Source organism: Streptomyces sp. NPDC059009 (genome assembly GCF_042740175.1).
GTDB lineage: Bacteria > Actinomycetota > Actinomycetes > Streptomycetales > Streptomycetaceae > Streptomyces.
On sequence record NZ_JBHYJB010000018.1, the window covers coordinates 58,169 to 77,016 of the forward strand.

Genomic DNA, 18,848 nt, shown 5'->3' on the forward strand with positions numbered 1-18,848 from the left:
GGGTGGGAGTTGCCGTAAGGTCCCCGGGTGAACATGCTGCCCCGCACCGCCGAAACCCTGGTCCTTCGCACCGACTTCTCGCGTCCAGCGGCCTGGAACGCGGTCCGCTCCGTGACGGCGACTCCCAGCGCCGACGGCTTCCTGCCCGGCGTGGAGTTCCTGGACGATCCGGGCTATCGGGACCTGACGGTGGCGGAGCTCCTCGCGCTCGTGCCGAAGGGGGACGAGGACGGGGGCGAGTACGCGCACCCCATCCTCGTCGTGGCCGACACCGTCGCCCTCGCCTCGGGTGAACTTCCGCTGCTCGTCGTCGACTTGTGGGAGGAGCGCGGGCGCACCATCCGCGTCGTCGCCACCGAGCTGTGGGGCATCGAGAACAATCTGTCCCTCGCCAACATGGACTTCTTCGAGTTCGCCGAGTCCGTCGACGAGGACGGTGTCTTCCGGGGGTTCTGAGTCAGGTCCTGACGCCGGGGCAGGATGAGTTCTCACGCCAGTGACAGGAACAGCTTCTCCAGCTCCTCCTCCGTCAGCGGGGGCTGTTCGCCGTCCGCCGCGTTCATGCAGTCCCGCATGCCCGATGCGATGATCTTGAAGCCCGCGCGGTCCAACGCCCTTGACACCGCTGCGAGTTGCGTGACCACGTCCTTGCAGTCGCGGCCCGCCTCGATCATCGCGATCACTCCGGCCAGCTGGCCCTGCGCGCGGCGCAGTCGCTTGAGGACCGCGTCCATGGCCTCCTCGTTGCCGGTCATGAGCGCAGGGCGGCGCGGGCGGTGTCCAGGGCGCCGGGCTCGGGGCGGTTGAAGGGGAGCCTGCCGAGGAGCGCCGCCATGCCGCAGGTATTGCTCACGCCGGAGTAGACCAGGCCGGACGCGACCCCGGCGGCCAGCAGGCGGCCCTTCGGGGCGCGCCTGCCGAGGGCGATGCCCAGCAGGACCAGGGAGCCCGCGGTGAAGCGGACCTGGCGGTCCATCGCCCAGATGGCGCGGCCGGGGCGGGGGGCCGTGTCGACGGCGAGTCCCTCGGCGGTCCACGCCTGCGTGCCGCCCGCCAGGCCGACCGCCGCCACGCCCGCCTCCGCCAGCCTCGCGCAGGCCGTGGCCGAGCGCTGACCGGCCGCGCAGACCACGACGATGCCGCGGTGCTCGGCCGCCGCCCGCAGGTCGGGAAGCAGGTCGTCGAGGTGCTCGGCGGGCACGTTGACCGCGCCGGGGACATGCCCGGAGGCGTACTCGGCGGGGGTGCGCACGTCGACGACGAGGGTGCCGTCGGCCGGGCGGGCCTTCAGCTCCGCCGGGGCGAGCGTGGCGGTGTTCGCCGGGTTCTTGGTGGTCTTGGTGTGTGTGGTGCTCATCGTGATTCTCGGGCTCCAGACATGTGGTGGTGTGCTTCCGGTTACGCGGCCTGCGTCGCCGCCCACGTCGCGTACCCGCCGTCCAGGTTCGCCGCGTCGCGGCCCAGTCCGGCCAGCAGGCGCAGCGCCGTGTGGCCGCGGAGGCCGACCTGGCAGTGGACGACCAGGTCGCCGTCCGGCAGCTCGGTGGCGCGCTCGCGCAGTGCGTCGAGCGGGATGTTCACGGCGCCCGGGATCGCGCCCCGGGCGTGCTCGGTGGGGGTGCGGACGTCGACGACGGTCGCGCCCGCGTCCCGTACCGCCGCCAGCTCGTGCCACTGGACGGTGCGGTCCGTGCCGGTGGCGATGTTCTCGGCGATCATCCCGGCCATGTTGACGGGGTCTTTCGCCGAGCCGTACGGGGGTGCGTACGCCAGCTCCAGATCGGCCAGCTCGGGGGCGGTGAGGCCGCCCGCGATGGCGGTCGCGAGCACGTCGATGCGCTTGTCCGCGCCGTCGGCGCCGACCGCCTGCGCGCCCAGGATGCGCAGGTCGGTGGGGTCGTAGAGGACCTTCAGGGCGATCGGGGAGGCGCCGGGGTAGTAGCCCGCGTGCGAGCCGGGGTGGAGGTGGACCGCCTGGTGGGGGCGGCCCGCGGCGCGCAGCCGCTTCTCGTTCCAGCCGGTCGCCGCGGCCGTCAGCCCGAAGACCTGGACCACCGCCGTGCCGGTGGCGGGCCGGGCCGTCACCGGGCGCCCGGCGATCGCGTCGGCGACCAGGCGGCCGTGCCGGTTGGCGAGGTTCGCCAGCGGGACGAGGGCGCTCTCGCCGCTCAGCCCGTCGCGCTTCTCCGCCGCGTCGCCCACCGCGTAGACGGCGGGGTCGCTGGTGCGGCCCGTCTCGTCCACGGCGATGCCGCCGCGCGGGCCGATCGTGAGTCCGGCGGCGCGGGCGAGGTCCACGTCCGGGCGGACGCCGATCGCCATCAGGACGAGGTCCGCGGGCACGGTCCGGCCGTCGTCAAGGAGGACCTCGCCGTCGCGGACCTCCTTGAGCTGGGTGCCGAGGGCGAGGCGGACGCCGCCCGCGCGGAGCTCGGCGGCGAGCGGGGCCGCCAGCTCCGGGTCGAGCGGCGGGAGGACCTGGTCGGCGAGCTCCACGAGGGTCACGTCCAGGCCGCGGTGGCGGAGGTTCTCCGCCGCTTCCACGCCGATGAAGCCGGCGCCGACGACGACGGCCGTGCGCGCGCCCCCGTCCAGCTCGGCCGCGATCCGGTCGGTGTCCGAGACGTCCCGCAGGGTGAACACCCGCTCCACGCCCGGCAGTTGGGGGACGAAGGGCCGGGCGCCCGGGCTCAGGACGAGACGGTCGTACGTCTCCGTGTACTCCTCGCCGGTCGACAGGTTCCGCACCCGCACCGTCCGCGCGGCCGGGTCCACGGCGGCGGCCTCGTGGCGGACGCGCACGTCGAGCCGGAAGCGGGCGCGCAGGGCCTCGGGGGTCTGCACGAGCAGGGCGTCCCGCTCCTCGATGACACGGCCCAGGTAGTACGGCAGTCCGCAGTTGGCGTAGCTGACGTGGGCGCCGCGCTCCAGCACGACGATCTCCGCGCGCTCGTCCAGCCTGCGCAGCCGCGTGGCCGCGGACATGCCGCCCGCCACACCTCCGATGACCACGACCTTCACGGGTGCCTCCTGGCTCACTTGGATCGACTCTATACCCCCGAGGGTATCAGCTATACCTAGGGGGGTATCAAATCGGGCATTCGTGGGCTCGTGCTCGCCATACGTACAGTGGCCCTTTGCCCAGCGGCGGCACCGGGATCAGGTGCCGCCCTCGCATCCCCGCACCCTCGTGGCAGGAGCTTCTTGTGCGCATACGTAAGCCGTCGGCGTCCGTGTCGGTCTCGGCGGGACTTGCGGCCGTGTTCTGCCTGGCCATGTCCGCCCCGGCGTACGCGGCGGAAGTGACCGTGGCGGAGGGGCAGGTGAGGGAGGCGGGTCCGCACGGGACCCTCCGGTATCCCAGTGTCACCAGCTGTCTGACCGTCACGGTCCGGCTGGGCGGGGGCGGTCTGGTCGGTGCGCACGCGAGCCTGTTCCAGGTGCCGGGTGAGCTGCGCTCGGACCAGATCCTGAGCCGTGCGAAGAGCGTGGTCGGTGCGCGTCCGGTCGGTGCGGTGGAGGTCAGGGGGGCGGTCGGTGCCTGGCACCCGAGCTACTTCAGCAAGGCGATCGAGAGCTATGGGGAGGGCGAGGAGGTCCCCGTCCCCAAGGGCCGTGACTTCACCGGGGTCGCGGGAGCGGTGGCGAAGGGGCTCGGCGTACCGGAGGGCAGCGTCTCGGTGCAGGACGTGCCGGACGGGGACCAGGTCGTCGGCTAGCGAGCCTGCGGGAGGGTCTTGATCCAGTCGTCGACCGTGACGACGTCCGCCCACTGCGGGAACAGCTTCTCCGTGAGGAAGCGGTGCGTCCCGGGGTCGAGGTCGAGACAGCCGTCCGCCAGAACCGTGAGGCCGAAGTCCAGGTCGTTGGCCTGGCACACGGTGTGCAGCACCACTCCGCTGGTGGCGATGCCGGCGAGGACGAGGCTGTCGACGCCGTGCGTTCTGAGGACCAGGTCCAGGTCGCTGCCCGAGAACGCGCTGCCGCGCCTCTTGACCACCACGGTGTCGCCCTCCTGCGGAGCGACCGCGTCGTGGATTGCGGTGCCGGGCTCGCCCGCCTTGAAGAGCCCGGCCCGCAGCGCCGAGGTGAGCCCCTGGTGGCGCGGGCTGACGCGGGTGTCCGGGCGCAGCTCGATGACCACGTAGATCACGGGTATCCGGCGGGCGCGGGCCGCGTCGATCGCCCGGCGCAGGCGCGGCAGAAGGCCGGGGTCCGCGCCGGGGCTGCCGTCCGCGATGCGCACGATGTCGCGCTGCACGTCCATCACGAGGAGCGCGCTGTTCGCCGTGGTCATCTTCTCTGTCCCTTCGCCGGCGGGTGTGCGGGTCTGCGGGACATCTTGATCACTTTCCTCACCAACCCGTCAACAGCAGGGAGTTGAGGAGCAGAGCCAGTGCCGCCTGCGCGGCCAGCCAGGCGCGCGGGTGCGTCAGGAACGCGCCCGCCGCCAGGAGCCACGCCGCGAACGGGAGCCAGATCCGCTCCGTCTCCGCCTTGCTCATCCCGGACAGGTCGGCCATGAGCAGCGCCACGGCCGCCGCGGCGACCAGGGCGGCCAGGCGGCGCTCGGGGGAGGACAGCGGGAGCCGCAGTGTGGTCGCGGTGCGGCGGAGGGCGGCCGCCGTCGCCGGGCCCACGAGCAGGGCCGTACAGGCGAGGTTGGCCCACACCCAGTAGCCGTAGGGGCGGATGCCGCCCGCGCCCTGGTGGTAGCGGTCGACCAACAGACGGTACGCCTCCCACCAGTTGAAGCCCGCGAGCGTGAACGCCAGCGGCACGACGGCCAGTCCGGCCAGGACGTACGGGAGGGTGCGCAGCCGGTGGGCGCCGGTGCCCAGGAGGAGCGTGGCGGCGGCGAGCACCGCGAAGAGCGTGAGCCCGTACGAGAGGTAGCAGGTGAGGCCGAGGAGGAGGCCCGCGGCGCATCCGGTGAGGCGGGGGCGGCGGCCCGTCACGGCCAGGGCGAGGAGCGCGACCGCCCACGCCGCGACCGCCGTGAAGTAGCCGTCCGCCGACGTGCCCATCCACACGGCGGCGGGCGCCAGGACGAGGAACGGCGCCGCCCGGCGTGCGAGCGCCTCGCCGGCCAGGGCACGGACCGTGACCAGGACCGCGGCGCCCGCCGACGCCCCGACGGTGATGCAGAAGACCCCGGCCCACGCCCCGCCGCCGAGCCCCACGCGGTCGAGGAGCACGAACGTGAGCGTCGCCGCCGGAGGGTGGCCCGCCACATGCGGGGGCCAGTGGTCGGGGGAGTCCAGGAGGATGTGGCGGGTGAAGTCCCGCAGGGTCCCGGGGACGTCCTGGAAGCGGTCGATGACCTGCAGATACTCGTACTTGGTGGTGAGCCGGTCCGCGATGCCGCGGCGCCATCCGTCGATGAGCGCGAGGGACCAGGTCCACGCCATGGCCGTGCCCCAGGCGGCCGCGAGCAGCGGGCGCCAGGGGAGCCGGGCCGCCAGGCGCGGACCGTACGCCACGACGGCGGCCGCGACGAGGACCGCCGCGGGGGTGCCGGGGCCGATGTGCGGGCCCCAGTTGGCGTACAGGGGTGGCCAGCCGACGTGCAGGGTGCCGTCGCGGCGTTCGATCGCGGTGCCGACGAGGGCGGCCGCCGTGACGAGGGCGACGGCGACCGCCACGGCCCACAGGTCGCGGGCCAGGTCTCGGGAGAGCGTAAGAGCGGGGGTGGGGGAGGAGGTACGGGCGGACGTACGGGGAAGATCGTGGGGCACAGGGGAACGCTAGGACGCGTGACCCGTTCAGATGGGGCCACGCGTGCGGACGTCAGCGTTTCGTCATGTGTTCCGGAGCCGTTTCGGGGGTCCGCCCGGCCTACGGTCGGCGCATGTCACGGTTGTCAAGGTCGCCGCTTTCCCCCTCGTCCCCGGGTTTCTGGCGCAGTCCGCTGCGCGGTCCGTGGTTCACCTCGGTCCTCGGCGTCGTACTGCTCCTCGGGATCACGGTGCTGTTCCTGACGGGCCTGTTGTCGTACGCGGCGTACAACCCCGATCTGTCGCCGGTCAACGACAAGACGCCGGACAAGGGGCTGCTCGGCTTCTATCTCTTCTCCTGGCCGACCCGTCCGTCCTGGCTCTACCGGTTCACCCAGGGCGTGCACGTCACGCTCGGCATCACCCTGATCCCCGTCCTGCTCGCCAAGCTCTGGTCGGTGGTGCCCAAGCTGTTCGCGCTGCCGCCCGCGCGCTCGCTCGCGCACGCGCTGGAGCGGCTGTCGCTGCTTCTGCTGGTCGGCGGGGCGCTGTTCGAGTTCACCACGGGCGTGCTCAACGTCCAGCTGGACTATGTCTTCCCGGGCTCCTTCTATCCGCTGCACTTCTACGGGGCGTGGGTGTTCTTCGCCGCGTTCGTCGCGCATGCGGTGCTGCGGGTGCCTGCTGCGGTGCGGAATCTGCGGGGGATGCGGGAGTCGCGAGCCGGGGCCACCGAGGTGGCGGCGGAGGCGGAGAGTCCGCTGGTGTCGCCGCGGCCTGCGGGCGCCACGGTGTCGCGGCGCGGGGCGCTCTGGTTCGTCGGGGGCGGCTCGCTGCTGCTGTTCGCGACCACGGTGGGGCGGAGTTTCGACGGGCCGCTGCGGCGGACGGCGCTCCTCGCGCCGCACGGCGGCGCCGATCCGGGCAGCGGGCCCGGCGGCTTCCAGATCAACAAGACGGCCGCGTCCCGGGGGATCGTCGCGGCGGAGACGAGTGACGAGGCGTGGCGGCTCGTCGTCGAGGGGCCGCGCGGACGGACCGTCCGGCTCAGCCGGGCGCAACTGCTGGAACTGCCCCAGTACGAGGCCGAGTTGCCCATCGCCTGCGTGGAGGGATGGTCCACCTCCGATCAGGCGTGGCGGGGCGTGCGGCTGCGTGACCTCGCCGCGCTCGTCGGCCATGAGGCGGGCTCGGCGCCCGGCGTTCTGGTGGAGTCGCTGCAGCGGCGCGGCTCGTTCCGGCGGGCGGCCCTGCGGGCCAACCAAGTACGCGACCCGCGTGCCCTGTTGGCGCTCGACGTCAACGGTGCGCCGCTGACCCCGGACCACGGCTACCCGGCCCGGATCATCGTGCCCGCGCTGCCGGGGGTGCTCAACACGAAGTGGGTGTCGCGGCTGACCTTCGGTGATCCGGCCGGGCTCGGCGGGTGAGGAGATGCGGAGATGCGGAGTGAGGGGACGGGGAGATGGAGTGACGGAGAGATGGCGCGAGGAGCGAGGGAGCGAACTGTGATGCGGCGTCGTGTGCTTGATGTGCTTCGTCCGCGCCGGCCGAAGGTGGGCAGTCCGCTTCACATCCTGTTGCTGTGCTGCTCGTTCGCGCTGGCCGCGTACGCGGGAGTGCGGCTTCTGGAGGGGGACTGGTTCCAGGTCGCGCTGTGGTTCGTGGGGGCGGCCCTGATTCATGACCTCGTCCTGCTGCCCTTGTACGCGGTGGTGGACCGGGCGGCCACGGAGGCGTTCGGCGCGGTCGGGCGCCGGGAGTGGGTGATGTACGTCCGTGTCCCGGCCGCCTTCTCGGGGCTGCTGCTGCTCGTCTGGTTCCCGCTCATCAGCGGCCGGGTGACGGACCGTTACACGTCGTCGACCGCGCTGTCCGGGGACGGGTTCCTCGCCCGCTGGCTGCTGATCACGGCCGTGCTCTTCGGTGGCTCCGCGCTGCTGTGGGTGGGGCGGTCGCTGCGGTCGCTGCGGCTGCGCAGGGCCACGAAGCGGCGGTCGCCGGCCGCCCACTGATCCACGGGGCGCCAGCCGAGGGGGCGGGCGTACCGGAGGAGGGCCGGGGTGCCGAGGCGGGCCCAGGGGAAGGGGGTGCTCGGTGTGGGGGTGGGAACGGGTTCTGGCTCCGGTCCGGATCCTGCAAGGGGGCCGACGAGGCGGACCGTCGCCCGCTCGTCGATGTCCACGAGTGCCGTCTCGGCGATCAACAGGCCGCCTGGGGTGAGGAGTTGGGCCAGGCGGCGGAGGAGGGCGGTCGGGTCGCCGCCGATGCCGAGGTTGCCGTCGGCCAGCAGTGCCGTGCCCCAGCGGCCCTCGCCGGGGAGGGGCGCGAAGACAGAGCGCAGCAGGGCCTGCCCGCCGAGCCCGACCGTGTGGGCCACCGCCGCCTCGCTCACGTCGATGCCGAGCGCGGCCTCGCCCCGGGCGGCGAGCTCCGCGACCAGGCGGCCCGGCCCGCACCCGACGTCGAGGACGGCGCCCTCGCACCGGTCCAGGAGCTCCCGGTCCACGGCGTCGGCGCGGGCGCACCAGCGCTCGACGTCCAGGGGGAGCAGCCAGCCGTCGCCGCGGCGCAGGAAGAGGGGGCCGTGGCCCGTTCGTAGGGCGTCGGAGTAGGGGTCGGCGGCCCAGCTGGGGCGCGTGGCCTCGGCTGAGCTGTCGGGCCGGGTCGGGTTCCGTCCGGTGCTGTTCCGTCCGGTGGAATCCTTTTCGGCGGGGCCCCGCCCGGTGGAGTCCCGTCCGGTGGAGTCCCCTTCGGTGGAGTTCCGTCCGATGTCGGGAGTCCGTACCTCACTCGCCGTGCTCATCGCCCTGTCCGCCCGCCGACCGCCCCGAGCCGGGCCAGCGCCGCGGCGAACCGGCCGTGCGGCGCCGTCGCGGCGACGGCCGCCGCGTCCGCCGCCGTGTCCACGTCCCGCAGCCGCGGCAGGTCGCGTACGCGCAGGCCCGCGGCGACGAGCCGGGCGCGCTGCACGGCGCCGGTGTGGGGCGCCGACATCGGGACGCCGAGCAGCAGCCGGGGGTCGGGCTCGGCCAGGCCGAGCGCCCAGAAGCCGCCGTCCTCGGCCGGGCCGAAGCAGGCGTCGTACCCGCCGTCGTACCCGCCGTTGCACCTGGCGTCGGAGTCGGCGGTCGGCGCGGTGGTGAGCGCGGTGGTGAGCGCGCTGGTCGACTTGGCGGTCAGACCGGCGGTCAGATCGGCAGCCAGACCGGCAGTCAGGTCAGCGTTCGAGTCGATGGCCGAGCCCGTGGACAGATCCCTGGCCGGCTCCGTGGGCAGGCCCGTTGTGAAGTCCACGGTGAGCAGGTCCGGTGTGACCTGCGGGGTGTCCATGCCGATCAGCAGGGCGGGGCCGTCGCAGCCCGCGAAGGCCGCGGCGAGGCGTGCGTCGAGGCCGCCCGGACACTGCGGGACGACGTCGAAGCCGGGTGGCAGCCAGGGGCCGGGCGTTCCGTCGAGGACCAGGACGCGGCGCCGGGCGGGGGTGGCGGCGACCGCGCGCAGCGTGTCGCAGAGCGCGGCCTCGGCCAGCTCCGCCGCCTCCTCGGGGGTGAACGGCGGCGTGAGCCGGGTCTTGACCCGCCCCGGCCGCGGTTCCTTGGCGATCACGAGCAAGGTGGTCGACGGAGTGTCAGGCGGAGTGGCGGGTGGGGTGGCCGGCTGTGTGTCAGGCGGGGTGACCGGCGGGGGTGTCATCGGCGCGGTTCCTTCGTGAGGTGGGGTGCGGTGACGGCGGCCGCGTGGGGCTCCGGGTTCACGCCGGGTTCGGGGGGTGTGGCGGGCTCTGGGGCCGTGTCGGGTTCGGGGGTTGCGTGGGGCTCTGGGGCTGCGCCGGGTTTGCGGGGTGTGGCGGGCTCTGAGGCCACGTCGCATTCGAGGGGTGAGCCGCGCTCTGAGGTCGCGTCGGGCTCCGGGGCCGCGTCGGGCTCCGGGGCCGCGTCGGGCTCCGGGATCGCGTCGGGCTCCGGGCCCGTGTCGGGCTCCTCGGACAGGACGCGGCTCATGTCGCGCACCGCCTGCCAGGTGCCGCGCCAGGTGCCGGTCACCTTGGAGGCGCCGGAGCGCGGCAGATACGGGACGTCGTGCTCGGTGACGCGCCAGCCCGCGTCGGCGGCGCGCACGACCATCTGCAGTGGGTAGCCGCTGCGCCGGTCGGTGAGGCCGAGGGCGAGCAGCGGTTCGCGACGGGCGGCGCGCAGCGGGCCGAGGTCGCGCAGCCGCAGTCCGGTGCGGCGGCGCAGCATCAGGGAGAGCGCGGCGTTCCCGGCGCGCGCGTGTGCGGGCCAGGCGCCCCGGCCCTGCGGGCGCCGCCGTCCGAGCACCAAGTCGGCCTGTCCGGCCTGCACTTCGCGTACGAAGGGGACGAGGAGGCCCGGGTCGAGGGAGGCGTCGCAGTCGCAGAAGCAGACGATGGGGGCGGTCGCGGCGGTCAGGCCCGCGTGGCAGGCGGCGCCGAAGCCGCGCCTCGGCTCGTGCACGACGGTCGCGCCGAGCTCGCGGGCGAGGTCGGGGGAGCCGTCGGTGGAGCCGTTGTCCACGACGAGGGGGCGCCAGCCGGGCGGGATCCGCTCGAGGACCCAGGGGAGGGCCTCGGCTTCGTTCAGGCAGGGGAGGACGAGGTCGACGACGTCGGCGGCCTCGGGGCCGGGGCCCTCGGATGGGGAAGAGGTCATCACGGCTCTCACCCTACGAACACAAAAGCCGCATACCGGACTATGGATCCTTACGAAACACGGACGTCGGTCCGGGCGGGCGGCCGGTGGCCGACGCGGGGCGGCGGCGGGTGCGAGGCTGGGGGCATGGAGCAGCAGCAGGATGTGGCGGGGGCCGCCGGGTGTGATGTCGGGTCCGCCGAGCGAGGGCCTCGGCCTGCCGATGAGACAGCGGGGGCGGGGAACCCTGACTCCCGCCCCGCCGACCACGAGCACACCGGCCCCAGCCCTGACCCGGGCCCCGCCCTCGCCCCCGACCCCGCCCGCATCCTCGTGGTCGACGACGACCCCACCGTCGCCGAGGTCGTCACCGGCTACCTCGAGCGCGCCGGGTATGTCGTGGACCGGGCAGGGGACGGGCCCGGGGCGTTGGACGGGGCGGCGGAGCACTGGCCGGACCTCGTGGTGCTCGATCTGATGCTGCCCGGGATGGACGGGCTCGACGTGTGCCGGCGGCTGCGTGCGCGGGGCCCCGTCCCGGTCATCATGCTCACCGCGCGCGGTGACGAGGACGACCGGATCCTCGGCCTGGAGGTGGGCGCGGACGACTACGTGACCAAGCCCTTCAGCCCCCGGGAGCTGGTGCTGCGCGTGGAGTCGGTGCTGCGGCGCACCCGTCCGGCCGACAGGCCGGCCGCGAACGCCAACGCCAACGCGAACACGAGCGCCCGCCCACTCGGTGCGGCCGGACTCACCCTCGACCCCGAGGCCCGCCGCGCCGCCAAGCACGGCGTGGAACTCGCCCTCACCCTGCGCGAGTTCGACCTGCTCACCTTCTTCCTGCGGCACCCCGCCCGCGCGTACAGCCGAGAGGATCTGATGCGGGAGGTGTGGGGGTGGGACTTCGGTGACCTGTCGACGGTCACGGTCCACGTCCGGCGGCTGCGCAACAAGGTCGAGGACGATCCCGCCCGGCCCCGCCTCATCCAGACGGTGTGGGGCGTCGGTTACCGCTTCGACCCCGAGGGCGCCGCCGGCCCGGAGGTGGCCTGACCGTGCGCGACACCCTTCTCATCGCCCTGTTCGCCTTCCTCGGCGCCGTCGCGGCCGGGCTCCTCGGGGCCGGGGTGCTGTGGCTGCTGCGGCGCCGCTCGCTGACGGCCTCGCTCGCCGTCGTGGCCGCCGTCGCCGTGGGCGCGATGTTCGCGGGCACGCTGGCGGTGGCGCAGGCGATGTTCCTCTCCTCGCACGACCTCACCGTGGTCACGACGGTGGTCGCGATGGCGGCGGTCGTCTCGCTGGTCACCGCGCTGCTGCTCGGCCGGTGGGTGGTGGGCCGCAGCCGCGCCCTGACGCTCGCCGCACGCTCCTTCGGTGACGACGGCGGCTTCACGGCCCCCGTCGGCCCGGCGACGGCGGAACTGGCCGCGCTCAGCCGCGAGTTGGCGGCGACCAGTGCGAAGTTGACCGAGTCCCGGGAACGGGAGCGCCTCCTGGAGACCTCGCGGCGCGAACTCGTCGCCTGGATCTCGCACGATCTGCGCACGCCGCTCGCGGGTCTGCGGGCGATGGCCGAGGCGCTGGAGGACGGGGTCGCCGCCGACCCGGACCGCTACCTCCGGCAGATCCGCACCGAGGTCGAGCGCCTCAACGGCATGGTGAGCGACCTCTTCGAACTGTCCCGCATCCACGCGGGCGCCCTCGCCCTCGTCCCCTCCCGGATCTCCCTGTACGACCTGGTCGGGGACGCTCTCGCGGGGGCGGACCCGCTCGCCCGCGAACACGGGGTGAAACTCGTCGGGGACCGCGTCGAGCCCGTCCCCGTGGACGTGGACGGCAAGGAGATGAGCCGGGTCCTCGGCAACCTCCTGGTCAACGCGATCCGCCGCACCCCCGCCGACGGCACGGTCGCCGTCACCGCCGAGCGCGCCCCCGACGGCGTGGTCCTCTCCGTCTCGGACGGCTGCGGCGGCATCCCCGAGGAGGACCTGCCCCGTGTCTTCGACACAGGCTGGCGCGGCACCCACGCCCGCACACCCCCGGCCGGCGCGGGCCTCGGCCTCGCCATCGTCCGCGGCATCGTCGAGGCCCACGAGGGCCGCGCCACGGTCCGCAACATTCCCGGGGGCTGCTGCTTCGAGGTGACGCTGCCCGTCGGGTAGAGCGGGTGCGGGCGGTGGGGGTGAGAGGCCGTCTCGCCCCGGCGGCAGCGCTCACGTCCGGAGCCGCGCGGCTGCGTGGCCGGCGGCTATGTCACTTCATGCAGGCGCCGTCCCGCGCCCCTCGCGGCCTGCCGCGCCCGCCCCGCTCACCCGTCCTCGCCCCTCCTCACTCCCCACGCAACCCCGCCACCCCCGCGAACTCCCGCATCCCCTCCTCGAATCCGACCTCCGCCTTCCAGCCGAGCTCCGCGCGCAGGCGGGCCGAGTCCGCTGTGATGTGGCGGACGTCGCCCAGGCGGTACTCGCCCGTGACGACGGGGGCCGGGCCGCCGTGTGCCGCGGCGAGTGCCTCGGCCATCTCGCCGACCGTGTGCGGGTCTCCGCTGCCGGTGTTGTAGGCCGTCAGCACGCCGTGGGGGCCGTCCGCCTCCAGAGCTGTCGCGTTGGCCGCCGCCACGTCCCGTACGTGGACGAAGTCCCTTCGCTGGCCGCCGTCTTCGAAGACGCGCGGGGCCTCGCCCCGTGCGAGGGCCGAGCGGAAGAAGGAGGCGACTCCGGCGTACGGGGTGTCGCGGGGCATTCCGGGGCCGTACACGTTGTGGTAGCGCAGCGACACCGCCGTGCCGTCCGTCGCGCGCGCCCACGCGGCGGCCAGGTGTTCCTGGGTGAGCTTCGTCGTGGCGTACACGTTGCGGGGGTCGAGCGGGGCGTCCTCCGCCACCAGTCCCGGGGCCAACTCCCGCCCGCACGCCGGGCAGTTCGGCTCGAAGCGGCCCGCGTCCAGGTCTGTGACCGAGCGGGGGCCCGGCCGCACCACCCCGTGCTCCGCGCACGCGTACCGCCCCTCTCCGTAGACCACCATCGACCCGGCGAGGACCAGCCGTCGTACACCTGCCTCGGCCATGGCCGTGAGCAGCACCGCGGTGCCCAGGTCGTTGCGCGAGACGTACTCCGGCGCGTCGGCGAAGCCGGTGCCGAGGCCGACCATCGCCGCCTGGTGGCACACGGCGTCCACCCCGGCCAGAGCCCGTGCGACCGCCTCCCGGTCGCGCACGTCCGCCGCCGGGTCCGCGCGCACGTCGAACACGACCGGCTCGTGCCCGCGCGCCGCCAGCGCCTCGACGATGTGCGACCCGATGAACCCGGCGCCACCGGTGACCAGTACCCGCATCGCCCGCATGCCCTGCATGGACTTCATGACCTTCATGCGGCCCAAGGTAGGGCGGCAGCCCCGCCCCGCCCCAGGAACGCGGCCGTCACGTCACCGCTCCGTAAGGTCCGCCCACGGGGCTGCCCTCCCTGTCCGGGCAGCCCCGCATCCCCGCGCTCAGGCGTCAGGGATACGACACCACCGTCGACGGCACCGTGTTCGTGCCCGACGTCGGGGCGCCCGTGTCGTTGATGACGCGCTCGTACTGGCCCTTGCCGCCGAGCGAGACCACCAGCAGGTTGTGGAACTTCACGCCGGACGCGTTCGGCGCCGCGAAGCCGTGGTGCTGCACGATCGTCGGGTCGACGTTGTAGTAGCAGTAGCTGCCCAGGCCCCACGCCTCGTGCGCGGTGACGGAGTCGGCGACCTTGTAGGCGGCGAAGCCCTTGATGGAGCCGTTCTGGATCGCCGCCTGGTTCGGGGCGTCGTACGCCTTCTCGTTCTGGAAGAAGATGGTGCGCCCGCGCTGGCCGAGCCACTGCACGTCGTACTTGTTGAAGTGCTCCACGAACAGGCCGGTGGCAAGGACGTCGTCGCCGTTCACGACCACGCCGTAGTCGGCCCGGTTGGTGTCCCAGCCGACTCCGTCGCCGTGGTCGGCGCGCCAGACCCAGGTGTGGTCGACGATGGTGTGCCGGCTGTTGATCACCATGCTGGTGGTGGCCCTGCCCGCGCCCGCGCCGCCGATGCGCACGAACACGTCCTGGACGGTCGTGGGGTTCGCGGAGTGGTCGGCGGACGCGCCCTCGGGGCCGACTTCGAGCAGCGTACGGGAGTTGGCGGAGCCCGCGTCGACGAGGAAGCCCGCGAGGCGCACCCCGTCGACGTCGGCGGTCTTGAGGGCGGTGACGCCGCCGTCGGGCACGAGCGTGGCATAGCCGAGGCCGAGGACGACGGTGCCCGCGCGGTTCACCTGGAGGGGCTGGTCGAGGTGGTAGATGCCGGGGGTGAGGAGCAGGTGCAGCCCTTGCGTGAGCGCCTGGTTGAGGGTGGTGGCGGAGTCGGCGGGCTTCGCCACGTAGAAGTCGGTCAGGGGCAGTGAGGTGCCGCGCGGGGTGCCGTTGCCCCAGGTGACGCCGCGCGCGTCGGTCCGCTTCTCGGGCAGGAACACGCGGTAGGCGGAGCCGTCCAGGTAGAGGAAGGGCTTCTCGCGGGAGACCGGTGTGGTGCCGAGCGTCGTGTACGGGGGGTTGGGGAAGCTCTGCGCGGGCGCGCCCTCGACGCCGGAGAACACCATGTTCCACACGGCGTTGCGCCAGCCCCCGACCGCGCTGTCGCGGGTGTACCACTGCTGCTGCGAGTACGGGCCGACCTCGCCGTCGACACGGCTGTCGGCGATGTAGCCGCCGCTGGCCCAGCCGTACCCGTCGGGCGCGAGGTTGAGGCTGCCGCGCACATGCATGCGGCGGAACGGCGCGGCCTGCGCGACGGCCCAGCGGTTGGTGCCGTTGACGGGGACGAGGGCGAGATTCTCGGCGGAGCGCCAGAAGTTCTGGGTGGCGTTGCCGTTGAACCAGCCCGCGTCGACGGTGACGTCTCCGTTGAAGGTGGTGTCGTCGGGGGAGAGGCCGAGGCCCGCGACGGACATGTAGAAGCCGAGCTGTGCGTTGAGGCCGTTGTAGGTGCCGGGCTTGAAGAGCAACGCGTAGCGGCCGGGGCCGAATTGGGCCGACTCCTGCCGCTTGAAGATCTCGTCGAGCTTGCCCTGGATGCCGGGCGTACCGGGGTCGAAGACGAGCACGTTGGGGCCGAGGTCGCCGCCGCCGGGCAGGGCGCGGGGTCTGCGGCGGGCCGGGGCGGGGGCGGAGGCGTCAGGGGGAGCGGTGGCGGCTGCGGCGGTGCCTACGGTCGCGGCCGTCGCCGCCGCTGCGGCTCCTGCCAGCACGGTCCTGCGGGACGGAGAAGGGGACATGGGGCGGCTCTCCTGGTTCAGGAAGTGAACGGTGGGGGTCGTGAGAGCGCTCTCTCGCCGCTGAATGCTTCATCCGCGTGAACGCCGCGTCAAGAGTTCCGGCACAACTTCCCGCCATGGAGCGGGAGTTGTCCTGGTCTTGTCTTCAAGAAGTGCGCGGACGGCAACTGCCCGCCTTCACACCACACTTCGCGCCATCTCATGACAAGAGGCAACGGACAGCCCGTAGTTGACGTCCTCGTGGACGCAGAAGGGCACGTGGGTTCGCCCCCGGGCGCCCTTGGATGCCTTCGGCTGATGAAGGAAGAGGAGGACCACGTTGAGACGTGGCTCAAGAGTGGCGACGACGGCCCTGGCGGTGCTCGCGCTCGCCGCGGTGTCTCCGGGGCTCGCGCAGGGGAGCGCACCGGGGAGGCCCGCCACCGGCCCGGCGTCGGGACACATATCCGCCGCCCCGGCCGGCGGAACGGATTCCGTCCCCGATTCCGACGACGGCCTGCCGTCCGGCTGGGACATCGAAGGCACCGGCGCCGCACGGCAGTTGGTGTGGACGGCGCCGAAGCCGCAGCCCGTGGGGAACGCCCGCGTCGAGTTCTACGCCGGGAACGACCTGCTGGGGCAGCCCGTCGCCGCCCCGGACCGGCGCACGTACCGGCTCCCGCTGCACGGCGCCGGCCTCGGCCCGGCCAAGGACCTGCGCGCACTCGCCGGCGGACGCCGCCTCGACGCGGCCGCCGAGAAGCCGGACGCCCGCACCCCGGGCCTCGCCCCGTCCGTGCAGCCGCCGACTCGCGGCAGCGCGGCCGACGTCGACCCCGGCAAGCCCGGCGACTACCGCACCGCGAGCGGCGAGTACACCCTGAAGTCCGTGCGCCTGCCCGGCTTCCCCGCGCCCGTGGAGATGCAGGCCCGCGTCATCGGCCCCGTCGACGCCCCCGGCAAGCGGCCGCTCGCCCTCTTCCTGCACGGCCGCCACTACACCTGCTACGGCGGCTCCGGCAACGAGGGCGACCTCGGCTGGCCCTGCAAGGCGGGCGCCAAGCCCGTGCCCAGTCACGAGGGTTACCTCGGCGCCCAGAAGCTCCTGGCCTCCCAGGGCTATGTCACCGTGTCGATCTCCGCGAACGGCATCAACGCCCAGGACGGCGACGTGCCCGACGGCGGCGCCCAGGCCCGCTCCTCGCTGGTGCGACAGCACCTCGCCCGCTGGGCGGACTGGGCCAAGGACCAGGGCGGCGCCCCGGACGCGGTGCGCGCCGTCGCCCCCGCCGACCTGGACCAGGTCCTGCTCGTCGGCCACTCGCGGGGCGGCGAGGGCGTCAACCGGGCGGCGCTCGACAGCCAGTACCGGCCGCCCGCCGCCGAGGACGGCTACCGCGGCCCGGTGCGCTGGAAGATCCGCGGCAACGTCCTCATCGGCCCCACCATCTTCGGGCAGAACCCGGCCCCCGACGTGCCCTCCATGACGATCCTGCCGGGCTGCGACGGCGACGTGAACGACCTCCAGGGCGAGCTCTACACCGACGGCACGCGCGGCGTCAGCCGGGGCCGGGCCCTGCACAGCTCGGTCTACGTGGTCGGCGCGAACCACAATTTCTTCAACAGCGAGTGGACCCCGGGCCAGTCGCAGGCGCCCGCCGACGACGACTTCGCCGGGCGCGACCCGGTGTGCTCGGTCGGCAAGCCGACCCGGCTGAAGGCCACCCAGCAGCAGACCGTGGGCAACGCCTACATCGCCGCGGCCGCCCGCCTGTTCGTCGCGGGCGACGACCGGGCGCGGCCGCTCCTGGACGGCACCGGGCGCAGCATGCCCTCGGCGGGCCCGGCGCGCGTCCTGACCCACGCGGTCGGCGGCCACCGCACGAGCGCCGTCCTGCCCGGCAGTTCGGTCACCGTGCGCGGCGGCGGCCGCCTCTGCGCCCAGGTGAGCAACAGCCGCACCGGGTCCTGCCTGTGGACCGACGCGATCGGCTCCTCCCCGCACTTCGCGACCTGGGACGTCATCCCCGAACCCGGCCGCGACGCGGTGGCGATGACGTGGACGCGGCCGGGGGCGCCCTCGGCGACCCGCATCACCCCGGCCCGCTCCTTCTCCCTCGCGGGCGCCGACGCGCTGGCGCTGCGCGTGATCGTGCCGCCCAACTCCACCGGCACCAAGCTGGACGTCGCCGTCACCGACGCGTCCGGCCGCACGGCGACCCTCGGCCGGACCACCGTCGACGGACTCCCGGGCAGCCGGCAGATCGCCGCCTACTGGGGCCGCGAGATCCGCGTCCCGCTGTCGGCGCCGGTCAAGGCGAAGGTCGACCTCGGGCACATCAAGACCCTCCGGCTCACCCCGCGCAGCGCCAAGGGCACGGCGTGGCTGATGGACGCGTGGGGCTGGCGCCCCGGCACCCCGGCCGTCACGACCGCCGCCCTGCCGCGCGTCGACTTCGGCCGCCTCAAGGTCAAGGAGGGCGACTCCGGGGTGCGCACCTACCGGATGCCCGTCCGCGTCTCGGGCCAAGGCGTGGGCCGCGTCCGCCTGTTCGTGCCCAAGCCCGGCACGGACCGGACCACGTCCCGCACCGTGACGGTCCGCCCCGGCTCCCACGCCGTCGACGTGCCGGTGAAGGTCCGCGGCGACAAGCGCTACGGCTACGACGTCGCGTACTCCGCGATGGCCAAGGCCGTGCGCGGCGCCGTCGTCGGCTCCTATCAGGGCGGCGTGACCGTCCTGAACGACGACCCGCTGCCCAGGCTGACCGTGAAGCCGGTCGCCGGGACCGTCGTCGAGGGCAAGCGCCTGAAGTGGCGGGTGACCCTGGCACACCCCGTCGACGTGGACATCCAGGGCCAGATCGGCTTCCTTCCCGTACGGAGCGGAGCCGAGCTCTCCACGAAGGACGTCGACCGCACCTGGCTGCGGGACAACCTCGGCCAGCGGCCCGACCCGGAGCGCGCCCTGTCGGCGATGCCGGACCACCCGGTGTTCTTCGTGTCCGTCCCGGCCGGGAAGACCAGCGTCGACGTCTCGATGCCCACCGCCAAGGACCGCGTCCGCGAACCGGCGGAGTCGCTGCGCGCCCGGCTGAGCCCGCTCGACCAGAACTACGAACCGCTGCCGGGCGGGCCGGAGTTCACGGGGAAGGTGAAGGACGCCTCGTAAGCCTGCCCGTCCCCATGGCGAGGCGCCCGGTCCGTCCTGGACCG

15 protein-coding genes and 1 pseudogene are annotated in these 18,848 nt (G+C 73.9%); 6 read left to right on the plus strand and 10 right to left on the minus strand.

Going from position 1 to position 18,848, the window contains the following annotated elements; translation table 11 throughout:
- Nucleotides 1-33 precede the first annotated feature (33 nt).
- Nucleotides 34-456 carry a DUF6924 domain-containing protein gene (locus ACFWYM_RS19475; RefSeq protein WP_384838450.1) on the plus strand — a complete coding sequence of 141 codons (423 nt, stop codon included), beginning with the start codon at nt 34-36 and terminating at the stop codon, nt 454-456.
- Nucleotides 457-488: 32 nt separating this feature from the next.
- On the opposite strand, the gene ACFWYM_RS19480 is transcribed toward ACFWYM_RS19475, so the two are convergent.
- The 3 genes from ACFWYM_RS19480 to ACFWYM_RS19490 are packed head-to-tail and all read right to left on the minus strand — an operon-like array spanning nt 489 to nt 3,039.
- Nucleotides 489-755 carry a metal-sensitive transcriptional regulator gene (locus ACFWYM_RS19480; RefSeq protein WP_384838207.1) on the minus strand — a complete coding sequence of 89 codons (267 nt, stop codon included), beginning with the start codon at nt 753-755 and terminating at the stop codon, nt 489-491.
- Nucleotides 752-1,357, minus strand: coding sequence for a rhodanese-like domain-containing protein (locus ACFWYM_RS19485; protein WP_384838210.1), 606 nt, complete (start codon nt 1,355-1,357; stop codon nt 752-754). The genes ACFWYM_RS19480 and ACFWYM_RS19485 overlap by 4 nt, the downstream gene beginning before the upstream one ends.
- Nucleotides 1,358-1,398: 41 nt before the next feature.
- Complete coding sequence (locus ACFWYM_RS19490; RefSeq protein WP_384838213.1) at nt 1,399-3,039, minus strand: FAD-dependent oxidoreductase; 1,641 nt, start codon at nt 3,037-3,039, stop codon at nt 1,399-1,401.
- A gap of 167 nt (nt 3,040-3,206) precedes the next feature.
- Between ACFWYM_RS19490 and ACFWYM_RS19495 the strand changes: the two genes are divergently transcribed.
- Nucleotides 3,207-3,719 (plus strand): hypothetical protein, encoded by a 513-nt coding sequence (locus ACFWYM_RS19495; RefSeq protein ID WP_384838215.1) that lies wholly within the window; start codon nt 3,207-3,209, stop codon nt 3,717-3,719.
- Here ACFWYM_RS19495 and ACFWYM_RS19500 read toward each other — a convergent pair.
- Nucleotides 3,716-4,297 carry a cysteine hydrolase gene (locus ACFWYM_RS19500; RefSeq protein ID WP_384838218.1) on the minus strand — a complete coding sequence of 194 codons (582 nt, stop codon included), beginning with the start codon at nt 4,295-4,297 and terminating at the stop codon, nt 3,716-3,718. The genes ACFWYM_RS19495 and ACFWYM_RS19500 overlap by 4 nt on opposite strands.
- 58 nt (nt 4,298-4,355) lie before the next feature.
- A complete protein-coding gene (locus tag ACFWYM_RS19505; RefSeq protein WP_384838221.1) occupies nt 4,356-5,738 on the minus strand; it encodes a hypothetical protein in 1,383 nt (460 codons plus the stop codon).
- A gap of 113 nt (nt 5,739-5,851) precedes the next feature.
- Between ACFWYM_RS19505 and ACFWYM_RS19510 the strand changes: the two genes are divergently transcribed.
- Nucleotides 5,852-7,147 (plus strand): molybdopterin-dependent oxidoreductase, encoded by a 1,296-nt coding sequence (locus tag ACFWYM_RS19510; RefSeq protein WP_384838223.1) that lies wholly within the window; start codon nt 5,852-5,854, stop codon nt 7,145-7,147.
- Between the two features lie 422 nt (nt 7,148-7,569).
- On the opposite strand, the gene ACFWYM_RS19515 is transcribed toward ACFWYM_RS19510, so the two are convergent.
- The 3 genes and pseudogenes from ACFWYM_RS19515 to ACFWYM_RS19525 all read right to left on the minus strand — a co-directional run.
- A complete protein-coding gene (locus ACFWYM_RS19515) occupies nt 7,570-8,523 on the minus strand; it encodes a class I SAM-dependent methyltransferase (RefSeq protein WP_384838226.1) in 954 nt (317 codons plus the stop codon).
- Nucleotides 8,520-9,326, minus strand: a complete 807-nt coding sequence (locus ACFWYM_RS19520) for a DUF2064 domain-containing protein (RefSeq protein WP_384838229.1) — start codon at nt 9,324-9,326, stop codon at nt 8,520-8,522. Before ACFWYM_RS19520 ends, ACFWYM_RS19515 begins: the two co-directional genes overlap by 4 nt.
- Before the next feature lie 350 nt (nt 9,327-9,676).
- Nucleotides 9,677-10,390, minus strand: a pseudogene (locus ACFWYM_RS19525) (glycosyltransferase family 2 protein); the annotation flags it as partial.
- A gap of 126 nt (nt 10,391-10,516) precedes the next feature.
- On the opposite strand from ACFWYM_RS19525, the gene ACFWYM_RS19530 reads away from it, so the two are divergent.
- Both ACFWYM_RS19530 and ACFWYM_RS19535 read left to right on the plus strand, forming a co-directional pair.
- Entirely contained in the window at nt 10,517-11,422 is a 906-nt protein-coding gene (locus ACFWYM_RS19530) for a response regulator transcription factor (protein ID WP_384838232.1), read from the plus strand.
- A 2-nt stretch (nt 11,423-11,424) separates the two neighbouring features.
- Nucleotides 11,425-12,531, plus strand: coding sequence for a sensor histidine kinase (locus tag ACFWYM_RS19535; RefSeq protein WP_384838235.1), 1,107 nt, complete (start codon nt 11,425-11,427; stop codon nt 12,529-12,531).
- Nucleotides 12,532-12,697: 166 nt separating this feature from the next.
- Here the strand turns inward: ACFWYM_RS19535 and ACFWYM_RS19540 are convergent, their stop codons facing one another.
- A complete protein-coding gene (locus ACFWYM_RS19540; RefSeq protein WP_384838452.1) occupies nt 12,698-13,702 on the minus strand; it encodes an NAD-dependent epimerase/dehydratase family protein in 1,005 nt (334 codons plus the stop codon).
- A gap of 163 nt (nt 13,703-13,865) precedes the next feature.
- Complete coding sequence (locus tag ACFWYM_RS19545; RefSeq protein ID WP_384838238.1) at nt 13,866-15,653, minus strand: coagulation factor 5/8 type domain-containing protein; 1,788 nt, start codon at nt 15,651-15,653, stop codon at nt 13,866-13,868.
- A gap of 337 nt (nt 15,654-15,990) precedes the next feature.
- Here ACFWYM_RS19545 and ACFWYM_RS19550 point away from each other — a divergent pair, with 337 nt between their 5' ends.
- Nucleotides 15,991-18,804 (plus strand): hypothetical protein, encoded by a 2,814-nt coding sequence (locus ACFWYM_RS19550; protein ID WP_384838241.1) that lies wholly within the window; start codon nt 15,991-15,993, stop codon nt 18,802-18,804.
- Nucleotides 18,805-18,848: the final 44 nt, after the last annotated feature.